The organism is Sinobaca sp. H24 (assembly GCF_023845525.1).
Genome location: NZ_JALBWT010000021.1, coordinates 25,253 through 37,490, shown reverse-complemented (window position 1 = coordinate 37,490; position 12,238 = coordinate 25,253). Strand labels below are relative to the sequence as shown.

Annotated in this window: 8 protein-coding genes, 16 tRNA genes, 2 rRNA genes and 2 pseudogenes; 24 read left to right on the top strand and 4 right to left on the bottom strand. The window is 47.1% G+C overall.

The genetic code is table 11. The annotated features are described in order from the left end of the window. Positions 1–82: 82 nt before the first annotated feature. From MMY81_RS21710 to MMY81_RS21620, 19 genes are all read left to right on the top strand, one after another. Positions 83–3,020: ribosomal RNA gene (locus tag MMY81_RS21710) — 23S ribosomal RNA — on the top strand. A gap of 51 nt (positions 3,021–3,071) precedes the next feature. Continuing rightward, positions 3,072–3,188, top strand: a 5S ribosomal RNA gene (gene rrf / locus MMY81_RS21705). 10 nt (positions 3,189–3,198) lie between these two features. Further along, positions 3,199–3,273: transfer RNA gene (locus MMY81_RS21700), tRNA-Asn, on the top strand. Positions 3,274–3,275: 2 nt separating this feature from the next. Then, positions 3,276–3,368 (top strand) — tRNA-Ser (locus MMY81_RS21695). Between the two features lie 17 nt (positions 3,369–3,385). After that, positions 3,386–3,460, top strand: a tRNA-Glu gene (locus tag MMY81_RS21690). 5 nt (positions 3,461–3,465) lie between these two features. Next, a tRNA-Val gene (locus tag MMY81_RS21685) sits at positions 3,466–3,541 on the top strand. 13 nt (positions 3,542–3,554) lie between these two features. Next, a tRNA-Met gene (locus tag MMY81_RS21680) sits at positions 3,555–3,631 on the top strand. A gap of 4 nt (positions 3,632–3,635) precedes the next feature. Further along, positions 3,636–3,712, top strand: a tRNA-Asp gene (locus MMY81_RS21675). Positions 3,713–3,785: 73 nt separating this feature from the next. Then, positions 3,786–3,861, top strand: a tRNA-Phe gene (locus MMY81_RS21670). 9 nt (positions 3,862–3,870) lie between these two features. Further along, positions 3,871–3,946 (top strand) — tRNA-Thr (locus MMY81_RS21665). 3 nt (positions 3,947–3,949) lie between these two features. Then, positions 3,950–4,035 (top strand) — tRNA-Tyr (locus MMY81_RS21660). A gap of 16 nt (positions 4,036–4,051) precedes the next feature. Beyond that, positions 4,052–4,126: transfer RNA gene (locus MMY81_RS21655), tRNA-Trp, on the top strand. Between the two features lie 12 nt (positions 4,127–4,138). Next, positions 4,139–4,214 (top strand) — tRNA-His (locus tag MMY81_RS21650). Positions 4,215–4,223: 9 nt separating this feature from the next. Then, positions 4,224–4,298 (top strand) — tRNA-Gln (locus tag MMY81_RS21645). A 5-nt stretch (positions 4,299–4,303) separates the two neighbouring features. Beyond that, a tRNA-Gly gene (locus tag MMY81_RS21640) sits at positions 4,304–4,378 on the top strand. Positions 4,379–4,423: 45 nt separating this feature from the next. After that, positions 4,424–4,498, top strand: a tRNA-Cys gene (locus MMY81_RS21635). 25 nt (positions 4,499–4,523) lie between these two features. After that, positions 4,524–4,613 (top strand) — tRNA-Leu (locus MMY81_RS21630). A 21-nt stretch (positions 4,614–4,634) separates the two neighbouring features. Continuing rightward, positions 4,635–4,719: transfer RNA gene (locus MMY81_RS21625), tRNA-Leu, on the top strand. 174 nt (positions 4,720–4,893) lie between these two features. Continuing rightward, on the top strand, positions 4,894–5,151 hold the full coding sequence (locus MMY81_RS21620; RefSeq protein ID WP_252314494.1) for a hypothetical protein: 258 nt from the start codon (positions 4,894–4,896) through the stop codon (positions 5,149–5,151). Between the two features lie 39 nt (positions 5,152–5,190). Here the strand turns inward: MMY81_RS21620 and MMY81_RS21615 are convergent, their stop codons facing one another. Then, on the bottom strand, positions 5,191–5,898 hold the full coding sequence (locus tag MMY81_RS21615) for a B3/B4 domain-containing protein (protein WP_252314493.1): 708 nt from the start codon (positions 5,896–5,898) through the stop codon (positions 5,191–5,193). Positions 5,899–5,970: 72 nt separating this feature from the next. Between MMY81_RS21615 and queG the strand changes: the two genes are divergently transcribed. The 5 genes and pseudogenes from queG (at position 5,971) to MMY81_RS21590 (ending at position 9,359) form a co-directional block, all read left to right on the top strand. Then, entirely contained in the window at positions 5,971–7,098 is a 1,128-nt protein-coding gene (gene queG / locus MMY81_RS21610; RefSeq protein WP_374562543.1) for a tRNA epoxyqueuosine(34) reductase QueG, read from the top strand. 21 nt (positions 7,099–7,119) lie between these two features. Continuing rightward, positions 7,120–7,659, top strand: coding sequence for a methylated-DNA--[protein]-cysteine S-methyltransferase (locus MMY81_RS21605; RefSeq protein ID WP_252314491.1), 540 nt, complete (start codon positions 7,120–7,122; stop codon positions 7,657–7,659). Positions 7,660–7,682: 23 nt separating this feature from the next. Next, positions 7,683–8,056: pseudogene (locus MMY81_RS21600) on the top strand (tRNA (cytidine(34)-2'-O)-methyltransferase); the annotation flags it as partial. Positions 8,057–8,441: 385 nt separating this feature from the next. Next, positions 8,442–8,747, top strand: coding sequence for an antibiotic biosynthesis monooxygenase family protein (locus MMY81_RS21595; protein WP_252314490.1), 306 nt, complete (start codon positions 8,442–8,444; stop codon positions 8,745–8,747). Between the two features lie 178 nt (positions 8,748–8,925). Then, positions 8,926–9,359 (top strand): annotated as a pseudogene (locus MMY81_RS21590) (DUF5366 family protein). A 7-nt stretch (positions 9,360–9,366) separates the two neighbouring features. Here MMY81_RS21590 and MMY81_RS21580 read toward each other — a convergent pair. The 3 genes from MMY81_RS21580 to MMY81_RS21570 all read right to left on the bottom strand — a co-directional run bounded on the left by MMY81_RS21580 (position 9,367) and on the right by MMY81_RS21570 (position 12,211). Continuing rightward, positions 9,367–10,059: a penicillin-binding transpeptidase domain-containing protein gene (locus MMY81_RS21580; RefSeq protein WP_252314542.1), complete on the bottom strand. Its 693-nt coding sequence runs from the start codon at positions 10,057–10,059 to the stop codon at positions 9,367–9,369. Then, positions 10,026–11,216 carry a transglycosylase domain-containing protein gene (locus MMY81_RS21575; RefSeq protein ID WP_252314489.1) on the bottom strand — a complete coding sequence of 397 codons (1,191 nt, stop codon included), beginning with the start codon at positions 11,214–11,216 and terminating at the stop codon, positions 10,026–10,028. The genes MMY81_RS21580 and MMY81_RS21575 overlap by 34 nt, the downstream gene beginning before the upstream one ends. Positions 11,217–11,305: 89 nt before the next feature. After that, positions 11,306–12,211, bottom strand: a complete 906-nt coding sequence (locus MMY81_RS21570) for a protease complex subunit PrcB family protein (RefSeq protein ID WP_252314488.1) — start codon at positions 12,209–12,211, stop codon at positions 11,306–11,308. Between the last annotated feature and the right edge of the window lie 27 nt (positions 12,212–12,238).

The window sequence follows — 12,238 nt, the reverse complement described above, 5'->3', positions numbered from 1 at the left end:
AACTGGATAGCGACAACGAAACAAAAAAGACCAAGCAAGCCCTGCATATGCAGGCGCCAGCTGTTTTTTTTGAAGGAAAAACGGTTAAGTAAGAAAGGGCGCACGGTGGATGCCTTGGCACTAGGAGCCGATGAAGGACGCGACGAACGGCGATACGCCCCGCGGAGCTGTAAGTGAGCTGTGAGGCGGGGATGTCCGAATGGGGGAACCCACTATCGTTAATCCGATAGTATTTCTACCTGAACACATAGGGTAGATAAAGGCAGACCTGGGGAACTGAAACATCTTAGTACCCAGAGGAAGAGAAAGCAAATGCGATTTCCTGAGTAGCGGCGAGCGAAACGGAATCAGCCCAAACCAGGATGCTTGCATCCTGGGGTTGTAGGACACTCCATCGGAGTTATCAAGATCAGCGATAGGCGAAGCGGCCTGGAAAGGCCCGCAGGATACGGTAACAGCCCGGTAGCCGAAATCGCTGATCCTCCGGAGTGGATCCTGAGTACGGCGGGACACGAGAAATCCCGTCGGAATCCGGGAGGACCATCTCCCAAGGCTAAATACTCCCTAGTGACCGATAGTGAACCAGTACCGTGAGGGAAAGGTGAAAAGCACCCCGGAAGGGGAGTGAAACAGATCCTGAAACCGTGTGCCTACAAGTAGTCGAAGCCCGTTTATGGGTGACGGCGTGCCTTTTGTAGAATGAACCGGCGAGTTACGATCGTATGCCAGGTTAAGCCGAAGAGGCGGAGCCGCAGCGAAAGCGAGTCTTCAACGGCGTATTAGTATGCGGTCGTAGACCCGAAACCGGGTGATCTACCCATGTCCAGGGTGAAGGTAGGGTAACACCTACTGGAGGCCCGAACCCACGCAAGTTGAAAATTGCGGGGATGAGGTGTGGGTAGCGGTGAAATGCCAATCGAACTCGGAGATAGCTGGTTCTCCCCGAAATAGCTTTAGGGCTAGCCTCGGATAAGAGTCCTGGAGGTAGAGCACTGATTGGACGAGGGGCCCTTACCGGGTTACCGAATTCAGTCAAACTCCGAATGCCAGAGACTTGTTGTCCGGGAGTCAGACTGCGAGTGCTAAGATCCGTAGTCGAGAGGGAAACAGCCCAGACCACCAGCTAAGGTCCCTAAATCCGCATTAAGTGGAAAAGGATGTGGAGTTGCTTAGACAACTAGGATGTTGGCTTAGAAGCAGCCACCATTGAAAGAGTGCGTAATAGCTCACTAGTCGAGTGACTCTGCGCCGAAAATGTACCGGGGCTAAATGCGGTACCGAAGCTGTGGAGGATCCCCCATCGGGGGATCGTGGTAGGGGAGCGTTCCAGGGGCTGTAAAGCCAGACCGTGAGGACTGGTGGAGCGCCTGGAAGTGAGAATGCCGGTATGAGTAACGAAAAGAAGGGTGAGAATCCCTTCCGTCGAAAACCCAAGGTTTCCTGAGGAAGGTTCGTCCGCTCAGGGTTAGTCGGGTCCTAAGCCGAGGCCGAAAGGCGTAGGCGATGGAAAACAGGTTTAAATTCCTGTACCACCTCCTTTCCATTTGAGCAATGGGGGGACGCAGGAAGGTAGGGCAAGCGTGCTGCTGGATATGCACGTCCAAGCCGTTAGGCCGAAGAGCAGGCAAATCCGCTCTTCATCAAGGCTGAGCGGCGATGGCGAGGGAAATTAAGTACCGAAGTTCCCGATCCTACACTGCCAAGAAAAGCCTCTAGCGAGGAAAAAGGTGCCCGTACCGCAAACCGACACAGGTGGGTGGGATGAGAATTCTAAGACGCGCGGGAGAACTCTCGTTAAGGAACTCGGCAAAATGACCCCGTAACTTCGGGAGAAGGGGTGCTCTTTCGGGTGAATAGCCCAGGAGAGCCGCAGTGAAAAGGCCCAAGCGACTGTTTATCAAAAACACAGGTCTCTGCGAAGCCGCAAGGCGAAGTATAGGGGCTGACACCTGCCCGGTGCTGGAAGGTTAAGAGGAGAGGTTATCCCCTTTGGGGAGAAGCTTTGAATTGAAGCCCCAGTAAACGGCGGCCGTAACTATAACGGTCCTAAGGTAGCGAAATTCCTTGTCGGGTAAGTTCCGACCCGCACGAAAGGTGCAACGACTTGGGCACTGTCTCAACGAGAGACCCGGTGAAATTATATTACCTGTGAAGATGCAGGTTACCCGCGACAGGACGGAAAGACCCCATGGAGCTTTACTGTAGCTTGATATTGGATGGTTGTACTGCTTGTACAGGATAGGTAGGAGCCTTGGAAGCCGGACCGCTAGGTTCGGTGGAGGCATTGGTGGGATACTACCCTGGCTGTACGACTATTCTAACCTCGGTCCGTGATCCGGATCAGGAACAGTGTCAGGTGGGCAGTTTGACTGGGGCGGTCGCCTCCTAAACAGTAACGGAGGCGCCCAAAGGTTCCCTCAGAATGGTTGGAAATCATTCGCAGAGTGCAAAGGCAAAAGGGAGCTTGACTGCGAGACCTACAAGTCGAGCAGAGACGAAAGTCGGGCTTAGTGATCCGGCGGTCCCGTATGGAAGGGCCGTCGCTCAACGGATAAAAGCTACCCTGGGGATAACAGGCTTATCTCCCCCAAGAGTCCACATCGACGGGGAGGTTTGGCACCTCGATGTCGGCTCATCGCATCCTGGGGCTGAAGTAGGTCCCAAGGGTTGGGCTGTTCGCCCATTAAAGCGGTACGCGAGCTGGGTTCAGAACGTCGTGAGACAGTTCGGTCCCTATCCGTCGCGGGCGTTGGAAATTTGAGAGGAGCTGTCCTTAGTACGAGAGGACCGGGATGGACACACCGCTGGTGTACCAGTTGTTCCGCCAGGAGCATCGCTGGGTAGCTACGTGTGGACGGGATAAGTGCTGAAAGCATCTAAGCATGAAGCCCCCCTCGAGATGAGATTTCCCATCACGCAAGTGAGTAAGATCCCTTGGAGATGACAAGGTAGATAGGTTTGAGGTGGACGTGCGGCGACGCATGGAGCTGACAATACTAATCGATCGAGGACTTATCCAACAACTTTTTCCATTCGGATGTCGCTATCCAGTTTTGAAGGAACCAGCCTTGTCCGGTGACGATAGCCAAGAGGTCCCACCCGTTCCCATGCCGAACACGGAAGTTAAGCTCTTGTGCGCTGATGATAATTGGGGGGCGACCCCCTGTGAAAGTAGGACGTTGCCGGGCTTTATATTATTCCACAGTAGCTCAGTGGTAGAGCTATCGGCTGTTAACCGATCGGTCGCAGGTTCGAATCCTGCCTGTGGAGCCAATGGAGAGCTGTCCGAGTGGCCGAAGGAGCACGATTGGAAATCGTGTAGGCGGTGTTAACCCGTCTCGAGGGTTCGAATCCCTCGCTCTCCGCCATTACATAATAGCTTTTAGGCCCGTTGGTCAAGTGGTTAAGACACCGCCCTTTCACGGCGGTATCACGGGTTCGAATCCCGTACGGGTCACCAATAATGGAGGATTAGCTCAGCTGGGAGAGCACCTGCCTTACAAGCAGGGGGTCGGCAGTTCGATCCTGTCATCCTCCACCATTATTTACAACATCGCGGGGTAGAGCAGCCTGGTAGCTCGTCGGGCTCATAACCCGGAGGTCGGAGGTTCAAATCCTCCCCCCGCAACCAAAATGGTCCGGTAGTTCAGTTGGTTAGAATGCCTGCCTGTCACGCAGGAGGTCGCGGGTTCGAGTCCCGTCCGGACCGCCATTTTATTTTTAAAGAAGTAGTTGTATTTTTCTATTGATACAGTATAAACTGTTCATAGAGAAAATATATGTATGGCTCGATAGCTCAGTCGGTAGAGCAGTGGACTGAAAATCCACGTGTCGGCGGTTCGATTCCGTCTCGAGCCACCACTTTTTTATGCCGGTCTAGCTCAATTGGTAGAGCAACTGACTTGTAATCAGTAGGTTGAGGGTTCAAGTCCTTTGGCCGGCACCATGTGGAGGGGTAGCGAAGTTGGCCAAACGCGGCAGACTGTAAATCTGCTCCCTCTGGGTTCGGCGGTTCGAGTCCGTCCCCCTCCACCATTTTTTATTCATATATAGGGGTATAGTTTAACGGCTAGAACGGCGGTCTCCAAAACCGCAGATGTGGGTTCGATTCCTACTACCCCTGCCAATATTAATTATGGCGGTTGTGGCGAAGTGGTTAACGCACCGGATTGTGGTTCCGGCATTCGTGGGTTCGATTCCCATCAGCCGCCCCATTTTTGTATTGGGCTATGGCCAAGCGGTAAGGCATCGGACTTTGACTCCGTGATGCGCTGGTTCGAATCCAGCTAGCCCAGCCATTTATGCGGAAATAGCTCAGTGGTAGAGCACCACCTTGCCAAGGTGGGGGTCGCGGGTTCGAATCCCGTTTTCCGCTCCATTTTTTAACGCGAGTCCCACACATAAAAGACCGCATTTCATAAATGGCGGCATAGCCAAGTGGTAAGGCAGGGGTCTGCAAAACCCCTATTCCCCGGTTCAAATCCGGGTGTCGCCTCCATACATCATTTTTACCTTTATAACCTGCCGGGGTGGTGGAATTGGCAGACACACAGGACTTAAAATCCTGCGGAGGGTGTACCTCCGTGCCGGTTCGAGTCCGGCCCTCGGCACCAACTTCATTAATTCATTGATATGGCGGTGTGGCGGAATTGGCAGACGCGCACGACTCAAAATCGTGTTCTTAACAGAGTGCCGGTTCGATCCCGGCCACCGCTACCATTCATTTAATAGCAGCTCAACAGCTCCCACTGCCGGGAGCTGTTTTTTATATTTTTGAGTGGAAATAATACAAAATCCTGGGCTGTTTCATGATATACTTAGAGAAATCACATATATTCATAATAGTAAGAATTTTCTAATTAATTTCCTTTTACATAAAAAGGGGGAATGCATATGAAGCCGGTCAAATCAAAAACGTCCATAAAGACAAGAGATCTGCATAAAGACCTGCATATTAACTATACACTGACACATACGATTCATTCGACAGTATTTATAACGTTTTTTTTCGAACAGAACGATAAAGAAGACTTTAAAACGATTATTTTAGAGCGGCTTCCCTCGAATTACCGGGCTTATATCGAAGGTAATATTAGAAACTGGTTCACGATTCCTGAAGAGATAAATGTGTATATTCATCATCGATATTAATAATAAAAACACACCCAGGAATGGATGTGTTTTTATTGTTTAGGTTGTTTTCTGAAAGGAGAAAACCGTCTGTTCATCATCTAAGATGGCGACGTCAGCTTCTCCACTGTGAATTTGATGAAACATTTTGGCAGAAGCTGCTAAAAGCTTTTCCGCCTCTTTTTTTGAAAGAGAAGGGGGAAGATAAAATAATTGAAGTGCCTCTGTAGTTTCCGTTGTTGTTTTTGTCCGGTTGGAATCGACAATCGGGCTTCCAAAGGCTCCAATATCGTCGGAAGAAACGATCTTATCTTTAAATGTATTGGTTCTTCCATTTAGTCCTTCGTACGTGTCGGCTTCTTCGCCGATTTTTACCGTAACCGTACCTTTTAATGCAGAAGCGTCATAAATACCGGCAGGAAGCATATATTGAATAGAAAAAAAGTTGTTTAAGTCAACGGCAGAATGAACAAAAGAAAGGTTTCCGTTTTTCTTTACCGCCCGCGCAAGAGATTCATGAGAAGGGCGGTACCTGGACGGATCTGTACCTGCTGCTTTAAAAATATGGCGCCACTCTGCGATGCCTTCTTTTTCTATAAGCGGCAGATCCTGCAGTTCAGTGTGAAGCGTTTCCTGGTAAAATTGAAGACGGCCTTTAATCATTTTAGGAGATTCCCCAACTATGATATCCTTATAATAGATTGCTCCTACTTTCAGTCCGGGAGCGGCATGTAGTAAAGATTGATCGAGCAGGACATGTGTTAACATCGAAAAACTCCTTTGTGTCTTAATAAAATGAGTTTACTATAGTATGGAATGAAGAAAAAGGGGAGACGGCGATTGCCAGGAGAAACACTGAAAGAAAAAATCACATCCTACGCAAAAGAAGTTGGCATTGATAAAGTTGGATTTGCATCAGCTGATCCATTTCTAACATTAAAAGACAGGCTGATCACGCAGCAGGAACTTCAGTACCAGTCAGGTTTTGAAGAGAAGGATATAGAGAAAAGAACCCATCCTTCCCTTCTTATGGAGGAAGGCCGAACGATTATTTCTATAGCGCTGGCCTATCCCTCCAAATTAAAAGATGCCCCTAAAAGCAAAAAAGGAGACAGGCGCGGTCTCTTCTGTCGTGCATCCTGGGGAGAGGATTATCACCACGTATTACGAGATCGTCTCAGCAAACTCGAACAGTATGTGAAAGAATTAGATCCACAGGCGCAGTGCCGATCAATGGTGGACACAGGAGAGCTCTCAGACAGAGCAGTCGCAGAAAGGGCAGGTATCGGGTGGAGCGCTAAAAACTGTGCCATTATCACTCCGGAATTTGGTTCCTACGTGTATCTGGGGGAAATGCTTACATCACTTGTGATTGAGCCGGACATTCCGCTGACAGATCAATGCGGCTCCTGCAATATCTGTGTTGATGCCTGTCCGACAGATGCTCTAATTCAGGGAGGACAGCTTGATGCTAATAAATGCATTGCTTTTTTAACACAGACAAAAGATATGCTTCCAGAACGATACCGGAAAAAGATCGGTAACCGGATATATGGCTGCGATACGTGCCAGCAGGTGTGTCCAAAAAACAAAGGGATCGACTTTCATCATCAGAAAGAATTTGAACCGGATCCGGAAACGGTGAAGCCGAATCTGAACTCACTTCTGCATATGAGCAATAAAGAGTTTAAAGAACGTTTCGGGTCTATTGCCGGTTCATGGAGAGGAAAAAAACCAATTCAGCGCAATGCAGTTATCGCTTTGGGCAACTTTAAAGAAGAATCCGCCGTGCCGGAGCTTGTCGAATTAATAAAAAGTGATCCGAGACCGGTCATCCGTTCCTCCTGTGCATGGACACTCGGGCAGATTGCCACCCCTGAGGCCGTGGTAGGGCTGGAGGAAGCCTATATGCTTGAACAGGAAGCAGAGGTGCTGACAGAACTGGAAACGGCGCTTGGCCTGCAGTGAATACAGAAAGGGGATGCTTGAATGAAAGATATGCTGTATTATACAGAGGTGACCAGTCCTATCGGTCCGCTGACGCTGTTTTCCTCCCATAAAGGGCTGATGGCCGTAAAGTTCGCCAATGCTGAAGAAGCAGTGCCTTTATTTAATATATGGGCATTGAAGGTAAGAGGTGCTGATTTTGAATTGGAAGAAAGTGCATCAGCGCTTAAGGAAGCAATGAAGCAGCTCAATGAATATTTTAATGGGGAACGAAAGGACTTTTCAATTACGTATGATTTAGAGGGCACACCGTTTCAAAAAGCCGTATGGGAAGCACTCATTGATGTCCCTTACGGAAAAACGGCCTCATATAAAGAAATTGCGGCGTCTGCAGGCTCAGAGAAAGCTGTAAGAGCCGTAGGAAACGCCAACAACAAAAACCCAATCCCTATCATGATACCGTGTCACCGCATTATAGGAAGCAATGGGGCGCTTGTAGGGTACGGCGGCGGAATGAACAAAAAAATCTATCTGCTGGAAATGGAAAAAGAACAGATGAAACTACAGTTGGAAACTAAGTAGGCACGAGAGAAAGGAAACATGAAATGAGCAACCATATCGTACTTTATCAGCCGGAGATTCCAGCCAACACTGGGAACATAGCAAGAACCTGTGCAGGCACCGGCACACATCTCCACCTGATTCGCCCTCTTGGATTTTCCACTGAGGATAAAATGCTTAAAGAGCCGGCTGTGACTACTGGCCGGATGTTAAGATACATTATTACGATTCGTTTGATGAATTAACCGAAGTCTTCCCCAAGGGAATATTCTATTTTATCGAAACAGTAGGAAGCAGAACATATTCATCCGTTGATTACAGCAGAACGGATGAAGAACTTTTCTTTGTATTTGGAAAAGAGACAAAAGGAATTCCGCAGGAGCTCATCGACCGTTATGCGGATACATGCCTTAAAATCCCTCAAAACGACTTAATTCGTTCGCTTAATTTATCCAATACGGCAGCTATTATTATTTATGAAGTACTGCGCCAGCAGAATTTCCAGCAGTTAACGTAAAATGACAGGCCCTTTCAAAGGCCTGTCATTTTTACATGGTAACGTTATCAATTTTTACTTTTTGTGAGCCTTCTCATCCACTCCGGCGGTGAAAATAGAAGCTAGAAACATAACGCAGATACCAAGAAGCAGAAGTAGTTTCATATTCATCGTCCTTTCTTATGTAGCAGACTATACTCTTAGTATAACCTACGGATCCCGGTGTGTGAAATGGTATCTGGATTACCACTCTTTATGTTGTTATAATAAATAAAGAATCATTCGAAAAAACAGGAGGCGTCAAAACATGTATGTAGTTATGAACGAGTTAAATGTGCCGGCACCTGCGCGCGGTCAAATGAAAGAGAGATTTGGAAAAAGCGCTGAAAATATGAAAGAGGTGGAAGGCTGCCTGGATTTCATGTTTTTAGAACAGGAAAAAGAGGAAGCTCCTCTTGTTGTATTTACGAAGTGGGAATCTAAAGAGGCGTACCAGAACTGGCTTCATAGTGATCAGTTTAAGAATGCCCATAAAGAAAAGCGGGAATCAAAAGAAAAGAGCCCGGCTTCTGGAAACGAATTAAAAGAATTTGAAGTCGTTCATCATTTATAATATAAAAGCCTGCAGCGCTGCTGCGGGCTTTTTAAAAGAAAAGGTTGCCACCGTATGAAAAACATATTTAACAAGTCATTTTCCCTTGTTCGCCATTCTTCTTTTCAGTTTATCCTTTGCAGTTTATACAGAAAGGCAGGTAAGCAGCCTTCTCCAGGATATTGGATTATACCAGGGTATGATGGAAGTCATGTCGGAAGCAGGCATTAAAATAAGTATTCTATTGTTTTGTATGCTTTTCTACTTTATGCTTTTCGCGGCGTTTAAACTCGTAGCAGGAACCATACTCGAGCTTTCCCTGTTGTTTTTTTCAAAAGACCAGGAAGGGGAGGCACTCCGACAGATCAGAGGGGGAAGTTGGATTTATCTCGGTGCCGGCCTGATTTCGCTTCTTCTTGTTTCTTCAGCTGCTGCGCTTGGCGGTCTTTTATTACAGCTGCGATTATCTATTTTACTTATTTTCTTTTTCGAACCAGGCATTTTATCTCGGCCCCTGGATTAATGGGCGTACTGTTTCTGCATGGAAGCTTTTGGACCGTGCTGTTCTTGTCTATCGGCTATGCCGGTCTTCGTCTGTATAACAGCTTCATCGAAAGCCTTCCTGCCTTGTAAAAACCCCTCATTCCATTACCTGTTTCCACCATACCAGAGCCGGCTTTTCTCCCTCTATTGCAGAGAGAGAGGCCGGCTGGTCCTTTCCAATCCAGACCGCGGTAGTATAGCGTTCATTGTATCCGGCAAACCATAAGTCTTTTTCTTCGTTTGTCGTCCCGGTTTTCCCACCATAGCTTTCGGCATTTATGCGAGCCTCCGTGCCTGTTCCAGTGACCATGACTTCCTTCAGCAGTATACGCATTTCCTGATTTGTCTGCTCTGACCAGACTTGTTTTGTTTTGTCTTTCCATTCATATAATATCCGTCCGTCTTCATCCTGCACACTTGAAATGGCTCTTGCCGGAATATACGCTCCCTGATTTGAGAAAGCAGTATAGGCATTAGTGAGCTCGAGCGGACTGACTCCCTGCCTGAACCCGCCCAGGGAGGAAGCTGGCGTTTGATCAGCAGAAGTTACGTTAGAAAACGAAAAACTCTCCAGGTATGAAAAAGATTCACTGATTCCGGTCTGTTCGAAAAGCCGGACGGCTGACGTATTGTAGGAGGCAGCGAGTGCCTGTTTCAATGAGACCGGCTGGGTGGTGCCTGCCTGCGATACACAATACTCGTTGATACATATGTCTTTTGTGTCTATCTTTGTTGTAGAGGAAGCTTCAAACGTGTCTATATAAGGCGCATAGACGAGAAGCGGCTTGATAGTGGAACCAGGCTGCCGGTAAGCTTGAAACGCCCGGTGGAATTCGCCGCTTTGATAATCCCTGCCCCAACGGCAGCAATAATTTTATGATTTACATGATCAATAGTCACAGAGGCGGCTTCTGTTGTTTCATCCTGAAGAACAGAGCCGGCTGCTTTATCCTGGGCGTCTTGAAAATCGCTGTCAAAATGAGTATAAATGTGAATCCCGCTGTCAATTAATTCTTCGACACGTTGATCAAGCTCTTCCGATACCGCTTCTTTGTCATTCTCCGCTGCCGCTTCTGCTTTTTGGAAGTATCCTTCTTTTTCTGCCACCAGTTCACGGAATTCGTTTTTTACGAGTTCTTCGTAATCCGGTGAAACAGAGGCTCTTGTCTGCGGCTCTGTAACGGTAATGGAGACATCCAGTGCCTGTGCATATTCATCCTCCGAGATGTGTTCCATATCCAGCAGCTTCTGAAGAATCCAGCCCTGACGCTCTATCGTATTTTCTTTATTATCAACAGGGTCATAGTAAGTGGGATTAGCGGGGATTGCTGCTAAAAAAGCTGTTTCCCCCAAATTGAGTTCACTGCTCGATTTAGAGAAGTAGGATTGGCTGGCTGTTTCGAAGCCGTAAATACCACGGTTAAAGTAAATCGTATTAATATACATCTCCAGGATTTCTGCTTTTGAAAATTCATTTTCCAGTTCTACTGCATAAAGAACTTCCGCAATTTTGCGCTCATACGTCTGGCCGTGGTGCAAAAACAGGTTTCTCGCCAGCTGTTGTGTGATCGTACTGGCTCCTTCTTCGATAGAACCGGCATTGGCATTGGTCAGCACTGCCCGAAGCACTGCCGATGCATCCAGACCTTTATGTTCAAAAAACTGCTGATCTTCTGTAGAAAGAAAAGCCTGCTTAACGATCTCAGGAGTTTTGGTTTGTTTTGTATACAGCCGGTTCTGATCGTTGTGCCATTCAGCGAGGATATCATTGTCGGCTGCATAAACAAAGCTGTTTGTTGGTATTTGAAAAGTCTCTTTATCTATAAGGTGATCCAGGGTTTGAGAAGGAGAGGTATAGTCGTTGCTTTCTGCAGCAATAGCGGCCGTCAGAAAAGCAGTAAGAGTGAGAAGCATTACAATAAAAAGCGTCCCGGCTTTTTTGTTCAAAGGAGTTCCTACTTTCTTTCCAGCGTTCTTTTTCTTTATATCGGCAGTAATCCGAAAATAAAAAGAAAAACCCTCCTTTTTAGGAGAGTTTAACTGGAAGCAGGTGTTTCGAGAGCAGGAGTCGGATAAAAGGAGGTGCTTTCTTCAATCCGCCGAATCATAAAGGGCTGATTGTTTTCATCAATTTCAATAGGAAAAACATCAATTTCTTCTTCCATTTCCGATGTTTCTTCCGCACTTGTCCCCTGGAAAGAAAGCTCGAGCACCTGATTGGCAATAACAGGCTGCATGGTGACCGGTGCATCTCTTCTCCAGGATATCGTCTCCCCATTGTCGATATAAAAAGATTGTTTATATCCGCCCAACAGGGAATTGGAAGCAGATGACTCCAATTCCTGATCTACATAAAGAGTGTAAATGCCGCCCCGTTCCATTTCTTCAGCAGGAGGAATAATTTTAACTTCCTGATCCGTTGTAAGAACAAGGACAGAGTTTAATTTTTCGTCATTTTCATCGGTAATATAAATATTTTCCTCTGTGAGAGAGTCAGGGTTGACTGCCTGATTTAAGGTAAGTGTCCAAATCTCGTCCCTGGCTATTTTTACCGGCGTGTCTACATCTTTAAATGTGCTGCTGTTTTTTACTTCATACATTTCTACATTTTCTATTTCATCGGTATGGCTGTCGAGAGAAGCTGTGTCTGTTGGATAAACAGAGTGTTCAATATTGAATTCCTCTGGATCCGGATAGCGCAGAGAATAGTATATCTGCAGTGTGTTCTCGCTTATATTCGTTTGTTCAATATTTATTCTATAGCCTGTTGAGTTTTTTTCCCCCCATGCCATAGAAAGTTCCTCATCATTTAGAGAATAAGATAATCCCGGCGGGGAGGTATTTACTTCATCAGCCATGGAGTCCAGGGTAACCATAGATGCATGGCCCGGAAAAATAGAGAACGCGAGAACTATGGAAAAAAGAACCCATAGTGTCTTCATACAATATCCCCTTATTATTACGTATCA

Coding starts and splice junctions, on each gene's coding strand:
- MMY81_RS21615 (WP_252314493.1), bottom strand. CDS start 5,898: ATGTTAACACATGTCCTGCTCGATCAATCTTTACTACATGCCGCTCCC.
- MMY81_RS21605 (WP_252314491.1), top strand. CDS start 7,120: ATGAAAGATATGCTGTATTATACAGAGGTGACCAGTCCTATCGGTCCG.
- MMY81_RS21620 (WP_252314494.1), top strand. CDS start 4,894: ATGAAGCCGGTCAAATCAAAAACGTCCATAAAGACAAGAGATCTGCAT.
- MMY81_RS21595 (WP_252314490.1), top strand. CDS start 8,442: ATGTATGTAGTTATGAACGAGTTAAATGTGCCGGCACCTGCGCGCGGT.
- MMY81_RS21570 (WP_252314488.1), bottom strand. CDS start 12,211: ATGAAGACACTATGGGTTCTTTTTTCCATAGTTCTCGCGTTCTCTATT.